Genomic DNA, 24,809 nt, shown 5'->3' with positions numbered 1-24,809 from the left:
TATCAGGCCCCCAGCCCCACCAGATACTCCCAGGGATAAATCCCCCGCTGATGCCCATCACTGAACACCAACTGCACCCCATACCCCTGACCATTCACCTCAACCAGACGCACCCGATCATCGACGAACGGCGTAACCCCCCGCAGCCGAAACGCACGGCATTGCGAACACGGACACTGCCGCCGCAGTTGAGCATGCCCCAACACCGACTCACGCCCATCCGGCCAGCTCAGGCGCAACGTCCGCGTGCTCTGCGAATTGACCACCGCCAAAGGACTCATTGCAACTGACTCAAGGCAATGCGCACCGCCTTGCGCACTTCCGGATCGCCGTCATCCTGCGCCGCCTGCAAAGCCGCCACCGCGCCACGATCATTCAGCTCACCCAAGGCCAGCGCCGCCTCCTTGCGCAGGTTGCTGATGCGATGACCGAGCGTATCGATCAACGCCTCCAGCGCCGGCACAAAACGCAAACGACCCAGGCTGCGAGTGGCGCGCAGACGCACTTGCCAATAGTCATCGCTCAACGCCTCGACCAGCGCCGGGCCGGCGTCGCCATGGCCGACCTTGCCCAACGTCGTCGCAGCTTCTTCGCGCACCTGCCACGCAATGTCGCGCAAGGCCTGACGCAGAGCTGGCAACACCTCGGCACAGGAGGCCAAACCCAGCGCTCCGGTAGCCGCACGGCGCACTTCGGTGTCCGGATCGTCGCTGGCCAAACGCGCCAACGCCGGCAGCGCGTCGAGTTGCTTGAGCCAACCCAGCACGCCGACCGCTTCGCGGCGCACATTGGCGTCGGCATCGTTCAGCGCGGCGACGGCAGCGGGTGCCGCGTCGGCAAAACGCAACTCACGTAAAGCGCGAAACGCAGCGATGCGCACATTAACGTCGGCATGATCAGTCCACGGCAGAATCACCCGCCCCGCCGCTTCAGACTTGAGCAGACTAAGGCTTTGTGCGGCAGCCGCTTGCACGGCCAGCGATGGATCGGTCAGCGCCTCACACAAGGCCTGCACGACCGGCTCATCCTCCCAGGCCTCAAGCAATCGCGCTGCTTCGGCACGCACTTCTTCGGCAGGATCGTGGCCAAGTCGATCGACCAGCCAGAGCAAGCCGTCGGGTTCTTCAAGATCCGCCAGCTCGATCAGGGCGATGCGCCGCACACCAGCGTCATCAGCGGTCAGGCGCGGTTGCAGGGCAAGGATTTCATCGATATCGGTCACAGCAAAAATAGAGGTCATAGGGCAAATCGCGGCAAAGGGTTTTCAGGAGGCAAGCCGAGCGGGTTGAGGCGCGGCAGCGGTCGGTCGGTGTCGTGGCGCAGCAGGTCGAGGCAATGACGCTTGAGGCGCGCGAATTCAGCGCTGGTGACCAGTTCGCTGGTGCGCGGACGCGGGAAATCCAGACGCAGGTCTTCGATGATCCGCCCAGGGCGTGCGCTCATCACCAGCAAGCGGTCGGCGAGAAACAGCGCTTCGTCGATGTCGTGGGTGACGAACACGACGGTGGTACGGATGCGCGTCCAGATATCCAGCAGCAGTTCCTGCATGTTCAGGCGGGTCAGCGCATCCAGTGCGCCGAACGGCTCGTCCATCAGCAACAGCCGTGGACGATTGACCAGCACCCGAGCAATTTCCACCCGTTGCTGCATGCCGCCGGACAGCTGATCGGGCCAGCGCTCGGCAAATCCGTCGAGGCCCACCAGTTTGAGAATGTCATCGGCCGCGCGATGCCGCTCGACCTTGCCGATACCGCGCATCTTCAAGCCGAAGGCAACGTTGTCGCGCACCGTGCGCCATGGAAACAGCGTGTGATGCTGGAACACCATGCCGCGCTGCGGCGATGGCCCGGACACCGCCGCGCCGTCGACTCTCAGGCTGCCGGTGCTGGCCTTCAAGTGCCCGGCCAGAGCGCCGAGCAACGTCGATTTGCCGCAACCGGACGGGCCGAGAATGCACACGAACTGGCCGGGTTCGATCTGGCAATCGAGATCCTGCACCGCTTCGAAAGCATCGCGACCTTCGCCGAGCACGATCGACAACTGGCGAATGTCGATCCGCCCCTGCGGAGTTTGCATTACGCTCATCAGGCTTTTCCTCGCGGTCGATGCCAAGGCGTGAACACGCCGCCCAGACGTTTGATCAGCCCACTGCTGCCCATGCCCAGCACACCGATGAGCAGCATGCCGACGACAATGTCGGCGTAGTTCTGAATGGTGTAGGACTCCCACGTGTAGTAGCCGATGCCGAACTGGCCGGAGATCATTTCCGCCGTGACCAGACAGAACCACGACGTGCCCATGCCGATGGCCAGGCCAGTGATGATGCTCGGTGCCGCGCCGGGCAGAATCACTTCGAGCAGAATCGCCCGGCGTCCTGCCCCGAGGCTTTTCGCTGAAGCGACCAGCCGCGGGTCGACGCCCTCGACGCCGTGCACGGTGTTGAGCAGAATCGGAAACAGTGCGCCGGTGAAGGTGATGAAGACCATCGACAGTTCCGAGGACGGAAACATCAGGATTGCCAGCGGTATCCACGCCACGGCGGGAATCGGGCGCAGGACTTCCAGCGGTGGCAGCAACACGTCTTCGGCCCATTTCGAGCGGCCGATGGCCAGGCCCAGGGCGATGCCGATGACCAGCGCGGCGAGGTAACCGGCAAACACGCGGCCGAGGCTGGCGGTCAGGTGCTGCCAGAGTTTGCCGGAGTCACCGAGGCCCAAAGCGGCTTCGATCACGGCCAATGGCGGGGGCACGTTGGCGAACGTGACCAGGCCGAGGTTCCAGTGGTGGCTGGCAGCGAGTTGCCAGAACAGCAGGCAGAGCAGCAGGGAGGCGGCTCTTGGAACCCAGCGTAAACAGGATCGGTACACAATAATTCCTCTCAACACAAATCCCTGTAGGAGTGAGCCTGCTCGCGATAGCGGTGTGTCAGGCGATGATATTTTGGGTGTGCCACCGCTATCGCGAGCAGGCTCACTCCTACAGGGGAAACGGTGTTCCGAAGTTAGCGAGCAGCAACGGCCTGCGTCGTAGCATCGGTAAAGTCAAACACCTTGCCCCCCTGCACCGAAGCAAACGCCTGCGCCTGCCCCTTCAGCAGAAACGCACTCAACCGCCCCTTCGCATCACTGGCAAACCACGCCTGCTCGGCCAACAACTTGATCCCGCTGTCGCTCGCCTGCGCATACACCGCACGAATGTTTTTGCCCTCCTGCTTCAACGCGGCCAACGCGCTGAACGCCGATTCAGCCGAGGCATAACGGCGCACCTTGTCTTCGCCGCGCACCCAGATTTCCGCGACATGGCTGACGTCGGTGATCGCTTTGCCCGTTGCGGCATCCACCCCCGTCAATGGCGTTTGCGCGTAATCGGCCAGTTGCGCGGTGTAATCCAGATTCGACGCCTTGAACGCCGCGCGGATGTACTGGTCGTCGATGAAGCTGTTGAGATCGAGCCCGCGATCGGCCTTCTTCAGCAGCTTCAGCGAGTCGATGGCGGTACCCACCGCTTGGCGATATTCAGGTTTCCAGCTCAGGTCACGGGTCTGCACGCCAAGCGGGCCGTGGAACAGGTAGGCGACCTCGGCATCGACACCGGTGACCTTGGCGATCAGTTCGCTGTATTTCTCAGGCTCTGCGGCGAGCAGTCGATTGGCTTCGATACTCGCCTGCAGATACGCGATGACGATTTCCGGGTATTTCTTCGCATAGGCCTGATCGACCAGCGCACCGTGAAATGTCGGCGCGTTGGCTTGAGAGCCGTCATAAATCTTGCGAGCGAAACCGCGGCTGGGGAACAGTTCGGCGAACGGCACAAAATCAGCGTGGGCGTCGATCTTGCCAGCCTGCAACGCCGAGCCAGCGACTTCCGGTGGCTGGGCGATGATATTGACGTCCTTGAGCGGATCCCAGCCCTGCGCCGCCACCGCACGCAACAACATGCCGTGGGCTGTGGAGGCGAACGGCACGGAAATGGTCTTGCCCTTGAGCTCGGCCAGCGACTGCACCGTGGACGCGCTCGGCACGACGATGCCGTTGCCGCTGCCCTTGATGCTGCCCGACAGCACACTGATGAACAGGCTGTGCTTGCCCGCGGTTTCAAACGCCACGCCGTTGAACGCACCGGGGAAATCGGCCATGGCGCCGAAGTCGAGTTTGCCGGCGACCATCTCGTTGGTCAGCGGTGCGCCGCTGGTGAAGTTCTTCCACTGCACGTCGTATCTGGCGTCTTTGTAGGCGCCGTCGTGGGGCAGGTATTTATCGAGCAGACCGAGTTCACGAATCAACAAACCGCCAGCGGCGCAGTTGATGGTGGTGTCCTGGGTGCCGATGGCGATGCGGATGGTTTCGGCCGAAGCCGACACGGTGAACGAAGCCAGTAGCAGACCGGCAATTGCTGCACGCAACATGGGTGTTTCCCCTCGAATCGTTTATTGGATGTTCGTCTCCGCCGCGATCAGGGTGCGGTGGGAAACGAGGGGGTTTCGGTAAATCGAGCGTCCGGCGTTTCCGGATGGCTTTGGGTTGTCTCGGCTGGCCTCATCGCTGGCAAGCCAGCTCCCACAGTTTACTTCGGTGTTTATACAATCGTTGTTCGACCACAAATCCCTGTGGGAGCTGGCTTGCCAGCGATGGCGTCCGCCCGATCAACGCAGGAGATAGGGGATGTCGACCTTGACGGCCCCGGTCGGGCAATCTTTCTCGCACGGCATGCAGTACCAGCATTCATCGAACGCCATGTAGGCTTTTTGCGTCGCCGGGTTGATCGCCAGCAAGTCCATCGGGCACACATCGACACACACGGTGCAGCCCTTTTCGGCGATGCATTTGTCCTCGTCCACGGTGACGGGAGCGTTGGAGCGGAAGAAGATTTCCTGAGCTTGATAGGCCATGGTTCGGGCTCTCTTGTTTAGTCGTGCATCAAGCGGCGAAGGCGCCTACGCGCAAGCGGTCGTAGGCCTGCAGTTCTTCGGCATCGAGCGGGATGATGTAAGGCTCGACGGCTTTCTTGAAACTGGTCATCTGGCCGTCCTCGCCCTTCTTCAGGTGGCAATGGCAGAACCACTCGCTGTCGTCGCGTTGCGGGTGATCGACGCGGTAGTGATACAAGCCCCAGCGGCTTTCGGCGCGGAACAACGAGGCGCGAGCAGCCATTTCGGCGCAGTCGCGAATCACGCTGGTTTCCATCGCGCGCATCAGTTCGTGAGCATTGTTGGCTTTCATCTGCTCGAGATCGCGCTCGATGTCGCTGAAGCGTTGCAGGCCGATCTGCATTTTTTTCGTTACTTTCGGCGGTTGCAGGTAGTCGTTGACGAAGCGCCGCAGCTTGTATTCGACCTGCGCTGGCGGCAGGCCGTCTTCGCGATCCAGTGGTGCGTAGACCCGAGCCTTTTCCTTGGCGATCTGCTCGGCATCCAGCGCCGTAAATTCGCGGTCGGCGACAAACTCCGCCGCGTTATGCCCGGCGAACCAGCCGTAAGTGAAGGCGCCAAGCATGTAGTTGTGCGGCACGGCGGCCATATCACCCGCCGAGTACAGGCCTTTCACCGAGGTTTCTGCGCGTTCGTTGACCCACACGCCAGACGCCGAGTGGCCGCTGCAAAAGCCGATTTCGGAAATGTGCATCTCGACCATGTGCGTGCGGTAGTCGGTGCCGCGATTGGCGTGAAACTGGCCGCGACTCGGGCGCTCGTTGCTGTGCAGGATCTCCTCGATGTTCTGGATGGTTTCCTCGGCCAGGTGATCGAGTTTGAGGAACACGGGGCCGTTGCCGCTCTCCAGTTCCTGATGAAATTCCCACATCATCTGCCCGCTCCAGTAATCGCACTCGATGAAGCGCTCGCCCTTGTTGTTGGCGGTGTAGCCGCCCAGGGGACCAGTGACGTAGGCGCAGGCCGGGCCGTTGTAGTCCTTGATCAGCGGGTTGATCTGGAAGCACTCGAGGTTGGCCAGTTCGGCGCCGGCGTGATAGGCCATCGCGTAGCCGTCGCCGGCATTGGTCGGGTTCTCATACGTGCCCATCAGGTAGCCCGACGACGGCAGACCGAGGCGCCCCGCCGCACCGCACGCGAGGATCACCGCTTTGGCCTTGATCACATGGAAATCGGCGGTGCGGCAATCAAAGCCCATCACGCCATTGACGGCGCCCTCCTCGTCGGTCAGCAAACGCGTGCAGACCAGGCGATTGGTAATGCTCACCCGAGCGCGCTTCAACTGCCGATACAGAACTTTCTTGATGTCGTGCCCTTCCGGCATCGGCAGCACGTAGGCGCCCATGTGGTGGACCTTTTTCACCGCGTAATCGCCGGTTTCGTCCTTCTCGAATTTCACGCCCCAGCGGTCGAGCTGTTCGATCGTTTCGAAACTGTGGGTCGCATAGGCATACACCGCTGCCTGATTGACGATGCCGTCGTTGGCGATGGTGATTTCCTTGGTGTACTGCTCCGGCGTCGAGTGGCCGGGAATGATCGCGTTGTTCAGGCCGTCCATGCCCATGCTGATCGCGCCACTGCGTTTGACATTGGCCTTGTCGACCAGCAGAACGCGCAAGTCACGGTTCTGCTCTTTCGCCTTGATCGCCGCCATCGGCCCGGCCGTACCGCCACCAATCACGACGATGTCGTATTCCTGCTCGAGCACGTTGCGGGTCATGCCTGCTCCCCTTTTTGCCGATCGATGCGCAGGCGGTACTGGAAGGCATCGCCACGGTAGTAAAGGTGTTCAAAGTCCAGCGGCTGGCCTTGGGCATCGTGGGTCAGACGCTCAATGCGCATGATCGGCGAACCGGCCTCGACGTTGAGCGCCTGGGTCAGGTCGCTGTCGGCCAGCACCGCGTCGATGGCCAGATCGGCGTGGCCGAGGGCGATGCCGCAGTCGTTTTCGAGGATCAGGAAAATGTCGCGGGTGACCAGATCAGCCTTCTCCAGACGCTCGCCCAGCGCTTTGGGCAGGTAGGTGATTTCCAGCGAGATCGGCTCGCGGTTGATCAGGCGCACGCGTTTGATCTGCGCGACGATTTCGCCTTCCGCTACCTGCAAACGCTCGGCGACACGCTTGTCTGCGGCAATGAATCTGAAACTGCGCAGGCGGTTGATCACCTCGTAACCGCGGCCGGTCATCGACTCGGCGAGGCCTTGCAGGCTGCTGACATTCTGGAAGGTTTTCGGCTTGGCGACGAAGGTGCCTTTGCCGTGGATCTTGAAGATCAGCCCTTCTTTCTGCAGATCACCGAGTGCCTGGCGCACGGTGATGCGGCTGACTTTGAACAGCGCACCGAGTTCGCTTTCGGAGGGCATCTGGCTGTCTTGCGGGTATTCACCGTCGAGAATCCGCGCGCGCAGCACGTCGCGCAACTGGGTGTGCAGCGGGACGCTGCCAAGGGAGAGAACGTTATCGGTCATCTTCGGATCACTTGTCATAACGAGTTATGGCGTGATCTTAGGGTTGTTATGACAAGTGTGGGAAATACCGAATGGGCATAACCTTAGACGCTTCACACGGTCGCTTTTGCAGGAGTGAGCCTGCTCGCGATAGCGGTGTGTCAGTCATTGATGTGTTGTCTTACACACCGCTATCGCGAGCAGGCTCACTCCTACAGGGAATCGCGGTACAGCACGCGATCAGCCGATGCGCAAGGCGCGCAGGTCGAGGTGGCCGTTCTGGAGTGGCGGGCACCAGTAGTAGCCGCCGGTGATTGGCCGGCTGATACGGTACAAGCCGTCGGTGATGCCGTCTTCCAGGCCGCTCATACGCCGCAGTTGCGCTTCGAAGGCATCCAGCGAGAAGCCGAACGCGAGGAACATCAAACCGGCGCGATCGCCTTCGATCCACGGCATCGAGCGGCGCACGACGAAGGCTTCCGGGGCAAAGCTTTCCTGCGCGGTGCGTTTGACGTGGGCCGAAACCGGCGCGTCGTCGATTTCTTCGTTGTCGCTCAGGCGCCGGCCCATGATGTTGTCTTTGTCTTCGGCGGACAGTTGGTGAAAGCCCTTGAGGTCGTGCTGCCACTGCTGGATGGCGGCGAAACTGGCACCGACGTGGCCGTCAGCGCCTTGGCTCAGCAGCGCGGCAGCGATGGCGGCGTCATCGTGTGGGTTTTCCGTGCCGTCTTCATAGCCGGTCAGGTCGTGGCCGTCCTTGTGGCGAAAGGCTTCCTGACGATCGACGAGGCGCAAGGCCGGTGCGAGTGCGGCTTCGAGGGCGTTGGAGCGATTGAGCAATTCGCCACGGTCGACGCCGTGCAACCAGACCCACAGCGCGTGCTGGGTGGCAGGGTTTTCGACACCGACGCCGGCCAGTGCCGGGAAGCTGCGCAGACCGTCGATGTGCACGTTGAGCACCTTGACCAGCGGTTCACCGAAACCCACCACCGCCGACGCGCCATCTACCTGATTCAGCAGGTTGTCGAGCGCCTGCGGCAGCGCTTCCACCGACTCGAGGGCGAAGAACAGGTGACGCGCTTGCGCAGGAACTGGGGTGGCGAGAATGCCCGGCTGGTAGTAACTCATGTGAACTCCTTGAAAAAGTGCGCGGAGTTTACCTGCGGGCGGTGGATTTGTGGGGGTTTGGTGAATGTGTAGAACACCGAGGACCCTCACCAAAGCCCTCTCCCAGAGGTAGAGGAAACTGATTGGGGGATGTCCGAGGGCTTCGTCGAGTTGAACATCCTGCTGTGAGTTCATCATCGACGCGGTTTCTCAGGTCGATGCATGACTCAAGACGCCTCGGTCGGCTCCCTCTCCCTCTGGGAGAGGGCTGGGGTGAGGGTTGGCCTCGTTGCGCCAGGCACTCGGGCTCAGTCCGGTCCAGCGTTTGAAGGCGCGGCGAAAACTGCGCACGTCGCTGTAGCCGACTTCTTCGGTGATGCGCTCGATAGGCATGTGCGGATTCGCCAGCAGGCTCAATGTGCGCGCCTGGCGCACTTGCTCCAGCAAGGCCTCGAACGTCAGCCCGTGCTCGGTCAGGCGCCGGCGCAAGGTGCGGCTGCTCATGTTCAAGTCGCCGGCAATCTTTTCGATATGGCTGCCACGACTCAAGTCCCGAGCGATCGCCCGCTCCACCGCCTGAATCAAATCGAGCTTCTGATGCACCTGCGCCGCCTCCAGCTCCAGCAACGCCACGGCCTGCCGCAACGCCAGTGAATGATGATTGGGCAGGTTCACGTCCAGCCATTGCACGTCGATCAGCATGCGATTGTGCAGACAACCAAAGCGCACGTCCGGCCCGAGCAAGCGCTGATATTCGCTGCGATAGTCCGGTGCGGCATGCACGAATTCCACGGCGACCGCCTTGAATTCAGCCCCCACCAGCGCGCGCCCGTACACCAGCAGACTGGCGAAGAATTCCTCGACCGCAAACACCTGCACATCTGCAAATGGCAGGCGACATTCGGCATCGAGCCAAACCTGATCGCCCACCACATCGACACTCGATACGACAATCCCGCCCGAGGTGTGCTGATGGCGAATGCCAAGCGCGAACGCATCGCGCAAGGTCTTGCACAGCGACAGCACATGGCCGAGCAAGCCCAGCGTACCCAACACATTCTGCGCACCGACCCACAACCCCAGGCCCTGATTGGGCAGCACCTTGAGCGCACGTTGAATCATCGCCACGGCCTGACGATAGGAGATCCGCTGCGCCGGATCCTGCAGATCTTCGAGGTTGAAACCCAGCCCGCGACACAGGCTCTGCGGATCGACACCGTTGATCTGCACCACGTCGGCGAGAGTCTGCAACAGGAATGGCGAGACCATCGCTATTTCAAAAGTGGGGTCTTGGACTTTTACGTTCATGGGGGCTGACATTCCGGATCACGCTTGATTGTTATTTTTGTAACCGGTTATGTCGAACGAAGTTAGCACAGGGTTGGCCGAGTGTCCGCAGAAGTCCCCCTGATTGTCCGCCAATACCCTGCCCCGCCGGGCGCCAAGCGCTTATTTCTAGCGTACCCGACACCCCGTGTGCCGGCGTTGCGCTCCAACACAATAATAATGAGGACCGCCATGCACCCGAACCGCGCGACATTCCCCCTGCGCCTGGCCCTTTGCTTGCTGGGCTGCGCTAACGCAGCGGCCTTGGCGACCGAGGCCGGCGTCGACAATATCGGCCCCGGCACCGATGGTTTCTTCATGCTGCCGACTGACGTCGACAGCCTTCCCGACCACATGGTCGCGTTCAACCTCTACTACAACCATTACAAGTCACGGAAGCTCAATATCAGCTCGCTGGGCGGCAAGGTGCCGAATGTCGAGATCGAATCGACCGCGGTGATTCCGCGCCTCGACTATCTGAGCCCCGTGCGGGTGTTCGGCGGGCGCTTGGCCGGGTACATCGCCCAGCCGTGGCTGAAGCAGGAGGTCTCGGTGTTCGGCCTGCGTGACACCCGCGAAGGCATGGGCGATACCACCGTCGCGCCGATCATCCTGTGGGACATGGGCAAGGACCTGACCCTCGCTGCTGCGTTGGAAATCACCGTCCCCACCGGCGAATACAGCGTCGATCGGCTGGCCAACACCAGCAACAATTTCTACACCTACAAACCGTTGTTTTCCTTCACCTGGCTGCCGACCGACAAGACTGAAGTCTCGATGAAGACCACCTACAGCTTCAACGAGAAGAACAAGGACACCGACTACAAATCAGGACAGATCTTCCACTTCGATTATTCGGCCAGCTACAAGCTGACCGACGACCTGATGCTCGGTATCAACGGCTATTACCTGAAACAGACCACCGACGACAAACAGTTCGGCCATACCGTGCAGTTCGCCGGGCAGGACGTCGATGACGGCGTACGTGGGCAGGTCTTCGCCATCGGCCCGGCGCTGCATTTCACCTTCCTCAAATACGCCAGCGCCGAGATCCGCTGGGCCAAGGAGCTTGATGTGGAAAACCGGCCGGAGGGGGAAATGTTGTGGGCGAAGATCAGTATTCCGTATGCCTTTTGAGTAAATTTGTAGGAAATTCGCACCCGAATTTGTAGCCTGAACAACTGAAAAACGTATCGATGGAATACGCCTACAGCGGCGGTCGTGATTACCCGACGACAGGAGGAAACGTCTGGCAGATTTAAAGGGGGTGCTTGCAGATACTGGGCTCCGTTATCCCATGGTTCATCAAGGGCTCATGGGGTGCATCGTCAGCCAGTGACGACAATGAGCCATTCCCCTTAGACTGCTTGAAATTGATCACGGAGGTCATATGAGCCTATTGCTTTCCCCGTTTTATTCTGAGTTCGATTCCGAAGAAGAGGCAGAGAGCTACGATCGCTGGTTTCGTGCCAAGGTGCAGACTGCGCTGGATGATCCTCGCCCGGGCATCCCCCACGAGGAAGCCATGGTGCGGCTCGACCAATTATTAGAAGAGAAACGCAAGAATCGACGCGCTGCCGCTTGAATGGAGCGATCAAGCTCTGGACGATCTGGCTGACATTATCGATTACGTTGAACAACACAATTCCAACGCTTCAGTTGCTCTGCAACACAAGGTGGGTGCAGCAACGCAAAGGCTTTCATCAATACCCTATAGCTACAGATCCGGTCGAGTGCCAGGTACCCGGGAAATGGTGGTCAATTCAAACTATCTGCTGGTCTATCGGGTAAACGGCCGCATCAGAATCCTGACGCTGGTTCACACCCGACAACAATACCCGCGAAACTCATAGAATAAAAAAAGGGCGACCCACCGGTCGCCCAAACGTACTGCACGAGAGTCCTCTTACAACGTCAGCTGCCCACGCTCCTCCTCGGTCAACTGCTGCCTGGCCTGTTCATCCAACGCCCCGGCGCCCAGTACCTGCACCGGGCTGTTCGGGTTGTACCCCGGCGCCGGTGCGCGGCTGGCGCCATCGCGCGAGGGTGTGAGCTGTTCGTTGCCGAAGCTCAGCACCTGCACGGTAAATACCGAGGCCTGATTCTGCCGCGCCGCCGCTTGTTGCTGGCGCGCCACATCTTCCGCCGCTTGCGTGGCAGAAGAGGCTGCCGAGCTGGCCGAGGTGATCGCGCCGGTATTCACCGCCGACACCACCGGCACACCGGTCGCCTTGCCCTGCACCGAAATGTTTGCGGCGTTGACCACCGTCAGGGCGGCGATGTTGACGTTGCCAGACACGCGAATCCCCGCCTCGCCCGCATCAATGGTGCCCAGCGGCGCGATCAGGTCGATATCGCCCGGTGCCACTTCGGCAATCGGGTTGAGCGTGGCGATACCGGCGCCGGTGCTCGGCACCGATGGCGACAGCGTGACGTTGCCCCAAGTGTCGTAGACACGTTTTGGCGGGGTGTAGACCACGGTGGTTTTCGAACCGCGACCGGCGTTGATGTCGCCCTCGGCCGACCAGCCGAGAATCGAGCCGCCGAAGGTGGTCATGATCCGGCTCTGCCCGAGCAGAATGCTGCCTTGCGAATACAGCTGAATGTTGCCCGAGCCCTGGGTGATGATCCCGGCCGTGGACGGCGGTGCTGCACCTTCGATGCCGAACACCTGACCACCGCCCGGGGTGAGCATCTGAATGTCGCCGCCGAACAGGGTCTTGACCCCTGCTCCGCCGTAGAGCGTGATGTCGCCGTCATAACGGATCGCATTGCCGGCAACATCAGTGGTCGGGAACAACGCAGCTATCGCGTTGCGGCCACGCAGATAACTGCCCGGACGCGGACCGTCGGCGTCGTTGTATTCCAGGCCACCGGCGCGCAGTTCGGCGAAGTACACCTGCCGCGCGAAGATCGCTTGCTCGGCACTCGGCAGCGCGGCGTAGAAGGCTTGTGCCTGTTCGGCGTTGCCGCTGAAGCCGTAACCGAGGGTCAGCCAGCTCTGCAGTTCACCGACGTAGCTCTTGACCACCTTGCCTGGCTGCGCGCTTAACGAAGCATCGGGATTGGCCAGATTTTGCGGGTCCAGATAGCGCGCGATAAAACGCGAATAATCCGGCCCCTGCGCGCCGATGCCGGCCTGCAATACCACACTGGCGCCCGGACGGTTGTCTCCCGCCACGATTGAGCCAAGGCTGGTGATGCTGGCGCGGTCCTCCATGACGATGTTGCGTCCGGCATTGACGTCCAGCGTGCCAGGCCCGGCAATATCGAAGCTGCTGTAGAGAATGTCGCGCCCGGCCCAAACGCGCGAAACGTCATGCGGATCGTTGTGCACAAATACGTTGCCGGACGAGGTGATGACTTCCTGCCCGACACCTATCTCATCTGCCTGCACAGGCGTGGGCTGCCCCAGGTAAGTCCCGGAAGCCACGATGTCACGCCCCGCTACCATCCACACCGGGCCTGCCGCTTCATACCAAGTGCGCTTGCTCGTTCCGAAACTCAAGGTTTCGCCACTGCGAACCCCGACCAGATCGCCGGTCAGGGCGTAGAACCGTGCCGATGCCCGACCGCCGTTCAGTTCCGAATAGCTGTCGGGACCGAACGCGAACAATGGATAACGCGTGTTGCTGTCCGGCAGTACGCCGTCTCTGCTGTAGTTGCTGCTCTGCGGTTTGCCGGAGGTGTTTGTGGCGAAAGTATTGAAGGCCGGATTGAACGGCGTGGCAATCGCCGAAGGACTGGCCCCGGACTGGTTGATGGCGTAACCGCCGGCATAAATGGAATCACCGGCCAGCAGCTCGAGCTGCCCCGATGGCGACGGTGCCAGAAGCAATGAGTAAGCCGTCAGCGGGTTTTGCAGGTTGGTAAACGTCGCCGATGGCCCGGCATAAATCGAGCCCTGCCCTGCCACCGCACGCAATATGGACGGATAGACAAAGCGGCCGTCGGTCGGTGAGGTATTACGGCCGCTGATCAACCTGCCGAACTCGCTGAATTCGCCGATTTGAGTGCTCGGCGCCAGGTTGCCGCCGGCTGAGAACAGGTCGATTGCCGTGTGCTCGGTCCACAGCGAGAAACCACTGAGTACGCCGCCCTGGGTGACGCTGCCAGTGTCGTCATAGACCGGCGAGGCATTGGTCAGGATGACGCGACCCGGATCTGTCGCCCCGCCCAACACCAGGTCACCGCGGCTGTTGAGCTGCATGGCCGAATCGCCCGGTATGAGCACCAGGCCACCAGACGCACTGCCGACGGTTGCCGTGAAGGGATCGAACGGGCGTGTTTCCCGTGAATCGTTGACCTGCGCCAACGCACCGTATTGCAGGTTGATGCCGCCCAGCGCACCGCCGTTCAATTGCGCCGCACCGCGCAGGTTGATCAACGCGCCTTGCAGATCATGGGTCGGCTTGCCGATGCCGGTCTCACTGGCGCGCGCTTGCAGGGACGGATTGAGCGCACCGCCGATGCGAATATCCATGTCGCCGCCACCGGTCATTTGCACACTGCCATCGCTGCCGACTCGCCCGGTGCTGCCGACGGCGAGGATCACTCCTTGGCTGCGCGGGTAATTGATCGCATCACCCAGCGGTTTGAGCATGCCGACGTCTGCCCCGGCGCGCAGACTGATGTTGCCGCCGCCCAGGGTGCCGAAGCCGGTGAAGCCCACCAGGTACGGTTCGGTGTTGTTGCTCCCGGTTGAAATCAGCTGGCTGCCATAGCTGCCGAAGTTGATCCACCAGGCTGTAGGCATGCCCGCATCGCCCGTGCCTTGACGCCACAGCCAGTTACCGACGGCGGCACTCGCCATCTGTTCGCGAAAGCCACCGTTCAGCGAGGACACTTTGGTGCCCACCGAATCGCCGGACACCGAGCCGCCGGCATTGATCGTCAGGTTGCCGCCCAACTGCGGATACCAGGCCTGATAGAGGCTGTCAGTCCCACCGTTGACCCATTTTTCATAATCGGTGCCAGCGCTGCCAAGCACCGAATTGCTGTCCGAAAGATGCCCGCGCGGCTGATTGTAGAGCGGGTCGATATTCGCCGACTGGGTGCCGGCGGTGTACACGCCAAACGGTGAGTCCATGCTCAGATTACCAGCTGCGATGAGGTCGAGATCACCCGTACCGGTGCGCAGCACGCTGAACATCTGGGTGTGGGCTTTGGCCGTTTTCCCGGGATTGTTGCCAATGCACAGATCTGGCTGTAGATCACAGATCACGTAATATTCTTCCGGCACCGGCTCGTAGTCCGCGCCCATGCCGCTGCCCGGTGCCCAGACCCAGCGGGCCATGGGTGCGCAGTCGCCCGGTTCTATATCGCACAGGATGAGATATTCCTCGGACACCGGCTCGAACTCAGGGAATCCATACGGGTTGCCAGCGGCCCAGACCAGTTTGCCGGCCTCGGTGGTGACCTTTACGCCGTAGTGACTATCCGCCAGGTGCAGATTGCCCTCGCCTGTCAGCGGTTTTACCGTACGGCTGTCGGCAGCATCAAGGTCCGCGCCCGCCACTACACGCATCGACCACGACGCGCTGCCGGAAGGCAACATGCTTGCCACTGCCCAGTTCTTGCCTTGTTGCTCGCCGGTGAACGGTCGCAGCTCAATCAACGACGTGCCCTCGGCAAGTTTCACATCGGTCATCGACGGAATCAGCGAACCGCGCAGCAACGCCAGCGAACCACTGAGTTTCACCCCGGAGACGCTGAGGAGATCGGCGTCGTAAACCCCCGGCAAGGGCACGCCTTTAGGCCAGGTCATGGCTTGCAGAGCGGTCGCCTTGTTCAGGCGAATGCCGGCGCCAAGGCGCGTTTGCGCGGGCAACGTCACGCTCTCGCTCAGCAACGTACCGGCGGCGTACAGCAAGTTGCCGCTCGGGTCATGAATGGCGCCGGTCAGCACCGTACCGGCGCTGAAGGTGTACGCTTCGGTCAGCACCGCCTGCGTCGGCAGCAAGGTGCCACTGGCCAGGACTGCGCCCTGAATCGTCACGTCGTAATTGAGCGTGGCGCCGATCGGAAACTGCGTGCCTTCGGCCAGCGAAACACCGCTGCCCGGCACGATCAGATCACCGCCAAACGGTTGCACCCCGGCAATCAGTTTCCAGCCAGCGTCATCGACGGTTTCCGGCGGCGGCGCGAAGCCGTCGTTGATGCTGCCATAGATGTCGAGGTTGCCACCGGCGCGAATCACCAGGCTGCCAGCCTCACCGGAACCGTAAACCGACGGGTTCAGTTGTGTATGCCGGTTGAGGCTGGCGTAGCGATAACCGGACAAGTCCAGATCGCCTTCCACCACCATATCGCCGTCCGCGGTTTTGCTGGCAATTTCCACACCGGGGCGCAGGTGGAAAGCGTCCGCATAGGTGGCGTTGTTGAGGCCAGCCAGTTTGCGTTGCAGCAGATCCGTGTTGCTCAGCGCGGCATTGATGAAGGTGGCGCTGTCGGTGTGGATACGATCCAGCATGGCCTGATCGATCACTTGATACGGTCGACCACTCACCGCCTCATCGACGCCATCGCGGGCATCGGTATAGCGACGGGTGCCGTTGAGGCCGATGGAGCGTGCGCCCTGGATCGTCAGCGCACCGCTGGCATCGATGGCGATGTCATTGCTGCCCAGGCGCGGCGCATTCAGCTCCAGCGTGCCACGCAACATGCCATCGTTTTGCCCGGCCAGATTGCCCGGCACGGCATCGGTGCCGTGGCGCAGGTCGATCCGCGCACCGGAGGCCAGCGTCAGCACGCCTTCACCGGAGTTGAGCTCGACGGTGGCGCGGTTTGGCGCATCGATGATTTCGCCATAACTGTCGACGCGCAACACGCGGCCGTGAGCGTCGAGGACGCTGTTGCCGGTGAGGGTCAGGCCGTTTTTGGCCGACAGGCGTATGCTGCCGACGCGCTCGCCACTGGCGTCAACAAGTCCCGCAACGGTCAGGCTGCCGTTGTCCAGCGAAACGTTGACCTCGCTCGCCTTGAGGCCATCGCCGATCAGCAGATCGCCTTGCTTGAGCTGCAAGCTGCGGCTGCCGAACACTTGCCCAACGTTCAGGCGCTGATTGAGCGCTGCGAACTGCTCAGTGGCATCACCGCCCAGCCGTTGCGCACGGATTTCCACACCGCCCGCCTTGTACGGCACCAGCGTGCCGCCGGCATCGTAATAACCGCTGCTACCGCCAAGGATCTGTCCTTGCAGATCGACAGTTCCCGCCGCGTCAGCCAATGCGATGGCGCTGAGGTGGCCGGCCTGATTGTTCTTCGCCGACAGATCGATTCGCGAGCCCGCCGCCTGACGAATGTCGCCGTTGGCGCTGAACAGCGACACATCACCGCCCCAGCTGTATTTGTTCACATCGTTGAACGGCAAGGTACGCCCGGCCAGATCCAGCACCGCGCCGCTACCCAGATTCAGATCCTCTTCGGACTTGACCGTCAGTTTGCCGCTGGCCAGGGTAATACGGCTGTCGAGAACGATACTGCGCGCCTCGAGATTGAGTTCTGCACCCAACGCATCCGCGACACCGGCAGCCCCGCCACCATTGAGCGTCAGGTTGTTACCGGCCTTGAGCAGGTTGACCGATGCCGCCTCACCGGTGAGCAACGGCGTACGCAGATTGAGGTTGCCGCCGCTGTAGGTGTAACCCTTGACCGGGTCGTAAGCGCCCTGTTCCTGATACACGGCGAGGCTGCCCTTGTGGTTGGCGGTGATGCGCTCGCTGGCCGTCAGGTTGACGTTGGCAAAACCCAGCGCCAGACGATTGTTCTGATCCAGACCACTGGCTTGCGGCATCGGCCCGTAACCCAGTTCGATGCGTTGTGCCTGAATGTCCAGGGTGCCGCTGCCCGTGCCGGCGCCGTCGGCAATGACACCGCCAGGGCTCTGCGTAGCGCCGTTCCAGATCAGACTGGCGGTGCGGATGCTCGCCACATCGCTGGCATCGCCCAGACCGTAGATCGCGGGCGTGGCCAGTACCAGATTCTGCAGTTTGCTCTGGCCGGTCTGCGGATCGAGGGTGTCGAGGCTGACGCTGCCAAAGAAGTTGAATGCATCGCGGGTGGTGAGACTGAGGGTTTCCAGGGCCGGCGCACCGGCCTGCGTATCGCCGCGCAGCAAACGGTCGAGGACATTCTGATTGAGCGTCAATCCGGCGGGTACGCGATTACCCGCCGCGGCCAGTGCCTCGGCACTGCCGGCATTCACCGCACCGACCGACAACGCCAGATGCCGGGTGCCGAAACGCACCGCGTCACTGAGTTCGAACTGATTGTCCGTGGCGGCGGTGATGCTGCCGGTCGAATAGAGCACTGCCGGCGCAGTGCAGAGGTCCGTCGCGCAGGTGCCGATGCGGATACTGCCGGCGCCCGTGATGCCGCTCGCCACCTCTGGCGCCAGCACGTTGGTCCAGCCGTTGGAAGCCAGCAACAGACTGGAATTGCGCGGCTGATACAGATAGCCGGCGGTCGAATCGTAAGCCACCTTGCCATGCCCCAGGGTATTGATCCCGGCACCTGCCTCGACGGTGATGCCACCCAGGGTCGAGGTGGTGCGCAAGATGACCTCCGGCGCAGCCAGAATCGCGCCTTCGCGCAGGACGATATTGGTGCTGGTGCCCGTGAACTCGATGAGGTTGGGTGAGATGTTGTACACAACCTTGGGCAATGCACCGAGGGTCAAGCGCGCGGCGTTGAGGTTGTTCAGCGAATCGGCATACAGCGACACACCGGCGAAATCCTCGGTCGGCGCACGTCCCGTGCCGAGTACTTCGATGTCAGCGCCGGCATTGCCGCCGCGTATCGCAGCCGTACCGGTAAAGCCACCCTCGACAGCCTTGAACAACGCCTGCCCGTTGAACAGCAAGGCGATATCCTGCTCGCCACCGGCGCTTAACCGCATGTCCAGCGTTTTGCCATCCATCGGCGCCAGTGCGCGAGGTATGCCACGGCGTGCCGCATCGCTTTGAATGAACTGCGTGAACCCGGTTTCGTTGTATTGCGAGTACCGCCGCAACACATCCGCCGAAGTCAGGATGACCTGGCTGGCGAGGCTGTCACGGACTCCGGTATTGGCAATCGACAATTGCCCGCTACCTGCCCACGAACCGTTGCGCAATGGCAACGCCGAATTCATCGCGCCTGCTGTGGCCTGGCCGTTGACCTCGACCCGGAACGCCCCCGGCAACAGCGCAAAGGTCGACGGCAACAGGGTGTAGGTGCCCGCCGCCAGCCCCGGCACGCCTGCGCCGAGGGTGATCTGCTGGCCGATACGCGGGTCGACCGCACCTGCCTCGGCCAGCATCGGCGCGTAAACGCTCTGATCGCCCGGAACGATGGCGTACACCGGGTTGCTCGCCAGACCCGGCAGGCTGAAGCTGCCGTCGCCGGCATTGCGCACCAGCGGGTTGAAACGCGCATCGGTGGAACCGCCGCGTCCGGAAACGAATCCGGCGCCACGCAAATCGCCACCGCCTGACAGGTCGATCAGCGCGCCGCTCTGTACATCAATGAATTGCGAGTTCAGCACAACGCCATCGGTATCACCGGTGACGCCGTTCAGCACCACAGACTTGCCGTCGTAGCGATAATCGATGCCATCGGTAGTGCCGCCGTAAGGCATCACCAGTCCGGCGCCGCTGACTGACGTCACGCTGCCCGGCAGCAGGCGCACTTCGCGGGTTTTGGTGACCACATCGTCACCTACTGTAATCAAGCCCAGTGGCGCGCGGATAACGCCGCCCTGCTCAATGGTGCCCGCTGCCAAACTCAAACTGCCGAATACCGAGTACGGCACGGCAGCGGGTGCCGGTCCGCGACCGCTGATGCGCAGGGTGTGTGAGGAAGTGGCAATGTCACCCTGATAACCGACGCGCACCTCAGCCTGTACCCCCGTCGCCGGATAAATCTGCGCTGCGCCCAGGTCCAGGTCACCCGGCGTCCATAGTCGGGTTTTCGGTGCGCCATCGTTCGGCGCGAGGAAACGCAGGTCACCGCTGCTGTTCAGGGACACCCGACCAAAAGCGCGCCGACTGTATTCCACCGCCGGAGCCTGCAGTTGCGCGATCGAACCCTGGGTGCCGAATGACAGGCCATTGCGCAGATCCAGTAGATTGGCCGATGCGCTGAAGGTTGCGTCGGCCAGCTTCGTTGTTGGATTGAGCAGCAGTCGCGGACGCATTAAGCCAACGCCCGCGAAGTAGCTGCCGACACCTGACAGCCGCAGGTACGGAGCGCTCAACTCGACATGGGCCGTCGCCTTTGAATCCTCAGCCAGCGACAGCGCTGCGGCATAAAGATTGAGGCTCTGCTTCATCTGCAGAGCGACATCACCGTCAAACGACAGCAGACCGTTGCTGAACAGACTCAGGTTATCGAAACCGCCGGCCATCAAGCTGTCCGCACTCAGGCGCGTCTGCCCATAACGCAAGCCATCGGCAGCCTCGCCCGGTTGCAGATCCACCGGCAACGGTTTGCCACCGGCGCTTTGGCCGACGATCATTTCCCGTGGCGCGCGTACCGCGTTGCTCGCCGAGTCCGCGTACAACGGCGTTTCAAGGGCCAGCTCCAGACGTCCACCCGCCGCGCCGAGACCACCGGCCGCCGCGCGCAAATCACCGTCGATGAACAGCCCGTTGTAGGAACTCAGGCTGATGCGTCCGCCGTCGCTGGCGACACGGGTCGGGCCCTGGCCCGCAACGTCGAGCACCGCCTCGCTACCGGACGCGTCGAGCCGCGCGCCCTGGCGAACAATCACGTAGGCATCGGCCGCCGTTGCGGTGGCGGCTGTTGCATCGATCTCGCCACCGACAATGATGCTGCCACCCTTGCCGACCTGGCCGTAGCTTCGGCCTAGCGCATCGGGCGCCGTGCTGGCGCGCCCGGCAACGTCGAGCACGGCCTGTTCGCCGATCCAGATCGAACGCTCGTGCGCCTTCGGGTCGGCCTGTTGATTAGACGTGGTCGGATTGATCGACCCGAACTGCTGTTGACGGACATCGATCGTACCGCCCCAGGCGTTCAGCTCACCGTCAACCGTAATCTGCCCCGCGCCACGCAGCGTGATGCGCTGCCCCGGATCGACGCTGATGCGCGATCCGCGGTCCAGGGTTAACGTGCTGTTGGTGGCATCGATCAGCCCGATCAAGCTGGCCCCGCCTTGCAGGGTCAGGCTGGCGCCGCCGCGTTGTGTCAGCACGCCTTTGAGCGGATCTTGTTGAAACAGCGGCGGTGTCCACAGTTCCAGCGCCGCCCGAGGGTCGACAGCGCTGGCCAGATTCAGCGCTTGCTCGGTAAAGCGGTACACCGGCATGCTCACGTCGATCGCGGCGCCTTCGGCAACCTGCAGCCCACTCAGGCCGATGAGGTTGTAAGCGGAAAAACCTTTTTTGAACAAGTCGGCAGACACTTGCAGGGTATGGTCTGCCAGCGCTTTGTCAGTCTGCCCGACGCGTATCTTGTTGGCCTGCACCGTCAACGTGCCGCCACCGATGACACCGTAACCGCGCAAATCGCCTTCAAGCTTGAGATGCGTCTGGCCAGGCGCTGAAATGGCACTGGACTCCAGCTTCAGGTCACCGCCCTTGCCGCCCCGGGTCTTGCCGTTGGCCAGGATGGCGCCGCCGGACGAAACGTCCAGCAGGCTGCCGGCGCCGATGTCGATATCGCCACTGCTGCGAATCGACAGCAGACCACCGTTGAGGTACGCCAGGCTGGCGCTGTCGTCCGGGTTGGTGCGCAGGTTGCTCCACAGACCACCGGCATCAAGCCGCACGCCCTCGGTGACGGTGACTTGCGTCGCCTTGCCATCCTTCGCCGTCAGGCGGGTGTCAGTGGTACCGCTGCTGAGGAACTGATTGAGTACGTTGCCCAGCCGCAGACTGCCGCCACGCGCGGTCAGATCGGCACCAATCTGCACATCCGGCGCATACAGGGTGATGTCGCCGCCGTTATCGACCGTGAGCGCGCCATCGACCACGACCTGATCCCTGGCCGCGACCTTGAGCGCGCCGAGGCGGAAACCGTTGAGTTGCTTGTTATCGAGGAACAACGCGCCCTTGCGTGCATCGGCCACCGCACCGGTGAGATCCAGATCACTGCCGCCGACCGGACGTTCGCCACCGATCTGCACTTTATCGAGCGTCGGATTGAGCGTGTACAACAAGCCGCCCGCCGCCGCGACATAGGTCGGCTCATAACTGCCGACGATCAATTGCGCACGCCGCGCCAGCGCCGTCTGGCTCTGATCGTAGCCATCGAGCTGAGGTTTCGGCGCCTGATTCTGCCGCTCGCCCTGGTACACCTCGCCAACCATCTGTCCATCAAGCAGCGCGTTGGCGGTGGCGATCACCAGTTGCCCGGCGTCGCGGCCGACGGTGTATCCCGACTCGAACCGTGAGCGTGGGGCAATCAGCGGGTTATAAAAAACGCTGGTCTGACCCCAGCGTTCACTGTGATCCTCATATCCCTTGTACAGCCCGGTGTAGAGCAAATCCCCGGGAGCGCGGGAAACTTCATAGAGTTTGCCATCCTCGCCACGCAGCCAACTCTGCCGCACTTCGCCACTCTGCACATCGAGGGTACCGCCCGACAGGTTGATCAGCGAACCGTTCTCGGTGACCACGTCGTTGCCGGCAAAACTCACCGTACCGCCCTGGGCCATCCACTCGCCAACGCTGTGACCTTGGGTGCCGAGATAACCACCGACTTCGAGCAAGCCACCTGCCGTGTACCAGCGGTCGGTGGCATAGCCGTTGGTGCCGGCCGGCACGTAAACCAGTTCGCGCACGTCGACCCAGATGTCATTGCTGTTGAGCGCGCCTTTGTCACGGTTGCCCGAGGCATCGCGCTGCTCGTTGCCCTGCACGTTGATCTTGATGCTGTTGTTTTCCATCGCCACTTTGACGCCGAGGGCTCCGGACACATCAATCATCGCGCCATCACGCACCAGGCTGCGGCGCTGCGCACTGACAGCCACCTGGCCGCCAGTGGCAAGGGTAATCGAGCCATTCTGGAATTCGACGGTGCCACCGCTCTGCACCTCGATACGCGATTGATCGCCCCGAATGCGGTTGTTGGCGTTGACGCCGGTCAGCGCCGCGTCATGCTGACTGTCGAGGGCGGTCAGGTCGCTGCTGTCGAGCAGAACCGCGGTGGCACTGCCCTGCCCCAGCGTGATGCTGCCAGTGGCGTCGGTGCTGGGGTTGCTCAGGTGAATCGTGCCGCGCGTTGCGACCGAAGTGCTGGCGAGCAAGACGCCGTTTTGCACCACCTCATGACCGGCCAAGGTGATGTCACCGGTCGCCGACTGAATCAGACCGTTGTTGGTGACCTTGCCGGCAGCCGCCCCGGCTTTGAACCCCGGAATGACTTCACTGCCGAACGTGGTCGACAGGGCATTGCCCTCGGTGCCCGAGCCTTTGCGGATGTAGAAGCGGTCACCGGCGGCGAGTACGGTCTGGCCCTTCACGGTGCTGATGCTGCCGTCGTTCTGCACGTCATGGCCGAGCAATAACGCGTAACCGCCGGCATCGGTCGAGGCCGCCGGTTTGTGGGTTTCGATGGCCGCGCCGCGCTCCACCAGCACCTTGCCGGCCGCTTCGGTGAAGGTCGGCTGCGTGCCGTTGCTGTCAAAATACAGCCCGCGGTCACGGAACTGGATGTCCGTGATATTCGCCGCCGCGGCCACCAGATTGCGCACGTTGACCTGACTGCTGCCGCTGAAGACGATGCCGTTGCGGTTGATCAGCATCACCGTGCCGTCGCCCTTGATCTGGCCCTGAATCTGGCTTGGCCGCGCGCTCGGATCGTTGACCCGGTTGAGCACCGCCCAGTTCGATTGCTGGGCGAATTCGACGGTGGTGTTGCGACCGACGTTGAAGGTTTCCCAGTTGAGGATCGCCTTGTCGGCGGTCTGCTCGATCTTCACCGTGGTCTTGCCGCCGCTCTGGGTCTGCTGCGGACCTTTGGCGTTCTGCCAGCCCTGGGCGAGGCTGTTATCGACCTTCAAGCCGCCCTCACCCAGCCCGTCCGGCACCCCTTGCACCGTCCCCAACGCCGCAGCCCGCCCAGCCGCCTGCGCCGCTTGCTGCGCAGCAATCGCCGCGACCGTGTTGTTGAGCGTCTGAATCGAACGCTGCAATTGCTGATTGGCCTTCTGCTGCTGCGCCAACGGCGGCGTCATCCCCGGCAACCCACCCCCACCCGACCGCGCCGCCGCAGCCTGCTGCGCCGCGCCCTTGGCCGCAAACCAGGCCGAATTGAACGCCGTCTGCGCCTGCGCCCCACCCGCCACCAGACACAACGCCACCGCCTGCGCCAACGGCTTGAGCAGCCACAGCGCCGGCTCGACGATTTCACGCCTGGATGACTGAACGTTGGAACGACGACGGGACGGGCGAGCGAGCATCACTACGAGATCCTTTTGTTGACTGCCACACATGGCTGCAGGCATGCATAGACCTGCTGTTACGACATAGGCAGTTGGCAAGGACCACGACCGAACGGATGTCACACAAACTTCATGAAGGGGGAGTAACTGGGCGGGAAACTACGCTGAAAATCAAAAGCCCCTCATCGGAACGCCGCCCGACGGGCCCTCTCCCAGAGGAAGAGGGAACTGACCGAGGTGATTGGCAGGGAATTGCCGGCGTGAAATACCGAGTCGAATGCAGACTTGAAAGCAAAAAATCAAAAGCCCCTCACCCTAGCCCTCCCGAAACGTCGGACCGCCCGTAGGGAGAGGGGACTGACCGTGGTGGATGCGAGAACTACGCCGACTTGGGATATGGAGTCGTACGCGATTTCGAAGCCAACATAGATCGGCTCCCTCTCCCTCGGGGAGAGGGCTGGGGTGAGGGGCGAATCCACCACAAACCCCAAAGCCATGCGACGCTTCTAACCACTCAACAATGAGCGTTAGCTCGCGTGCTTTTGATCTTGATCTTGCGTCACCGGCGACATCGGAAGGCTGAGTGGAGGGATTGATCCGGGCGAGGGAGCGCAG

General features: G+C 62.1%; 14 protein-coding genes. 3 read left to right on the top strand and 11 right to left on the bottom strand.

Annotated elements, in window-relative coordinates:
* Window positions 1-2 precede the first annotated feature (2 nt).
* The 10 genes from BLU24_RS14150 to BLU24_RS14105 form a co-directional block, all read right to left on the bottom strand.
* Window positions 3-281 carry a DUF971 domain-containing protein gene (locus tag BLU24_RS14150; protein WP_093101270.1) on the bottom strand — a complete coding sequence of 93 codons (279 nt, stop codon included), beginning with the start codon at window positions 279-281 and terminating at the stop codon, window positions 3-5.
* Window positions 278-1,240 carry a HEAT repeat domain-containing protein gene (locus BLU24_RS14145; RefSeq protein ID WP_093101268.1) on the bottom strand — a complete coding sequence of 321 codons (963 nt, stop codon included), beginning with the start codon at window positions 1,238-1,240 and terminating at the stop codon, window positions 278-280. The genes BLU24_RS14150 and BLU24_RS14145 overlap by 4 nt, the downstream gene beginning before the upstream one ends.
* Window positions 1,237-2,085 (bottom strand): ABC transporter ATP-binding protein, encoded by an 849-nt coding sequence (locus BLU24_RS14140; RefSeq protein ID WP_093101266.1) that lies wholly within the window; start codon window positions 2,083-2,085, stop codon window positions 1,237-1,239. The genes BLU24_RS14145 and BLU24_RS14140 overlap by 4 nt, the downstream gene beginning before the upstream one ends.
* Window positions 2,085-2,867 (bottom strand): ABC transporter permease, encoded by a 783-nt coding sequence (locus BLU24_RS14135; protein WP_093101264.1) that lies wholly within the window; start codon window positions 2,865-2,867, stop codon window positions 2,085-2,087. Before BLU24_RS14135 ends, BLU24_RS14140 begins: the two co-directional genes overlap by 1 nt.
* 134 nt (window positions 2,868-3,001) lie before the next feature.
* Complete coding sequence (locus BLU24_RS14130; protein ID WP_093101262.1) at window positions 3,002-4,405, bottom strand: ABC transporter substrate-binding protein; 1,404 nt, start codon at window positions 4,403-4,405, stop codon at window positions 3,002-3,004.
* 237 nt (window positions 4,406-4,642) lie between these two features.
* Entirely contained in the window at window positions 4,643-4,888 is a 246-nt protein-coding gene (locus BLU24_RS14125) for a 4Fe-4S dicluster domain-containing protein (RefSeq protein WP_003225615.1), read from the bottom strand.
* Window positions 4,889-4,916: 28 nt separating this feature from the next.
* Window positions 4,917-6,647 carry a fumarate reductase/succinate dehydrogenase flavoprotein subunit gene (locus BLU24_RS14120; protein ID WP_093101260.1) on the bottom strand — a complete coding sequence of 577 codons (1,731 nt, stop codon included), beginning with the start codon at window positions 6,645-6,647 and terminating at the stop codon, window positions 4,917-4,919.
* Window positions 6,644-7,396: a GntR family transcriptional regulator gene (locus BLU24_RS14115; protein WP_090283790.1), complete on the bottom strand. Its 753-nt coding sequence runs from the start codon at window positions 7,394-7,396 to the stop codon at window positions 6,644-6,646. Before BLU24_RS14115 ends, BLU24_RS14120 begins: the two co-directional genes overlap by 4 nt.
* A 219-nt stretch (window positions 7,397-7,615) precedes the next feature.
* The gene (locus BLU24_RS14110; RefSeq protein WP_093101258.1) at window positions 7,616-8,503 is read right to left on the bottom strand and encodes a Dyp-type peroxidase; all 888 of its coding nucleotides are present in this window, start codon (window positions 8,501-8,503) and stop codon (window positions 7,616-7,618) included.
* Between the two features lie 189 nt (window positions 8,504-8,692).
* Window positions 8,693-9,790 carry an AraC family transcriptional regulator gene (locus BLU24_RS14105; RefSeq protein ID WP_093101256.1) on the bottom strand — a complete coding sequence of 366 codons (1,098 nt, stop codon included), beginning with the start codon at window positions 9,788-9,790 and terminating at the stop codon, window positions 8,693-8,695.
* 210 nt (window positions 9,791-10,000) lie between these two features.
* On the opposite strand from BLU24_RS14105, the gene BLU24_RS14100 reads away from it, so the two are divergent.
* From BLU24_RS14100 to BLU24_RS14090, 3 genes are all read left to right on the top strand, one after another.
* On the top strand, window positions 10,001-10,945 hold the full coding sequence (locus tag BLU24_RS14100) for a SphA family protein (protein ID WP_093101255.1): 945 nt from the start codon (window positions 10,001-10,003) through the stop codon (window positions 10,943-10,945).
* Between the two features lie 253 nt (window positions 10,946-11,198).
* On the top strand, window positions 11,199-11,393 hold the full coding sequence (gene relB, locus BLU24_RS14095; protein ID WP_093101253.1) for a type II toxin-antitoxin system RelB family antitoxin: 195 nt from the start codon (window positions 11,199-11,201) through the stop codon (window positions 11,391-11,393).
* Window positions 11,374-11,661 carry a type II toxin-antitoxin system RelE/ParE family toxin gene (locus BLU24_RS14090; protein WP_331717147.1) on the top strand — a complete coding sequence of 96 codons (288 nt, stop codon included), beginning with the start codon at window positions 11,374-11,376 and terminating at the stop codon, window positions 11,659-11,661. The genes relB and BLU24_RS14090 overlap by 20 nt, the downstream gene beginning before the upstream one ends.
* A 53-nt stretch (window positions 11,662-11,714) precedes the next feature.
* On the opposite strand, the gene BLU24_RS14085 is transcribed toward BLU24_RS14090, so the two are convergent.
* A complete protein-coding gene (locus BLU24_RS14085; protein ID WP_093101248.1) occupies window positions 11,715-24,212 on the bottom strand; it encodes a filamentous haemagglutinin family protein in 12,498 nt (4,165 codons plus the stop codon).
* Window positions 24,213-24,809 lie beyond the last annotated feature (597 nt).

This window comes from Pseudomonas sp. Z003-0.4C(8344-21) (genome assembly GCF_900104975.1).
GTDB lineage: Bacteria > Pseudomonadota > Gammaproteobacteria > Pseudomonadales > Pseudomonadaceae > Aquipseudomonas > Aquipseudomonas granadensis.
The sequence above is the reverse complement of the archived record's forward strand: the minus strand, read 5'-3'. Positions and strand labels throughout refer to the sequence as shown.

Excerpts from the sequence above, each read along its gene's own strand:
- BLU24_RS14085 (WP_093101248.1), bottom strand. The coding sequence starts at position 24,212 with ATGCTCGCTCGCCCGTCCCGTCGTCGTTCCAACGTTCAGTCATCCAGG.
- BLU24_RS14105 (WP_093101256.1), bottom strand. The coding sequence starts at position 9,790 with ATGAACGTAAAAGTCCAAGACCCCACTTTTGAAATAGCGATGGTCTCG.
- BLU24_RS14120 (WP_093101260.1), bottom strand. The coding sequence starts at position 6,647 with ATGACCCGCAACGTGCTCGAGCAGGAATACGACATCGTCGTGATTGGT.
- BLU24_RS14150 (WP_093101270.1), bottom strand. The coding sequence starts at position 281 with ATGAGTCCTTTGGCGGTGGTCAATTCGCAGAGCACGCGGACGTTGCGC.
- BLU24_RS14125 (WP_003225615.1), bottom strand. The coding sequence starts at position 4,888 with ATGGCCTATCAAGCTCAGGAAATCTTCTTCCGCTCCAACGCTCCCGTC.
- BLU24_RS14130 (WP_093101262.1), bottom strand. The coding sequence starts at position 4,405 with ATGTTGCGTGCAGCAATTGCCGGTCTGCTACTGGCTTCGTTCACCGTG.
- BLU24_RS14115 (WP_090283790.1), bottom strand. The coding sequence starts at position 7,396 with ATGACCGATAACGTTCTCTCCCTTGGCAGCGTCCCGCTGCACACCCAG.
- BLU24_RS14145 (WP_093101268.1), bottom strand. The coding sequence starts at position 1,240 with ATGACCTCTATTTTTGCTGTGACCGATATCGATGAAATCCTTGCCCTG.
- BLU24_RS14140 (WP_093101266.1), bottom strand. The coding sequence starts at position 2,085 with ATGAGCGTAATGCAAACTCCGCAGGGGCGGATCGACATTCGCCAGTTG.
- BLU24_RS14100 (WP_093101255.1), top strand. The coding sequence starts at position 10,001 with ATGCACCCGAACCGCGCGACATTCCCCCTGCGCCTGGCCCTTTGCTTG.
- relB (WP_093101253.1), top strand. The coding sequence starts at position 11,199 with ATGAGCCTATTGCTTTCCCCGTTTTATTCTGAGTTCGATTCCGAAGAA.
- BLU24_RS14110 (WP_093101258.1), bottom strand. The coding sequence starts at position 8,503 with ATGAGTTACTACCAGCCGGGCATTCTCGCCACCCCAGTTCCTGCGCAA.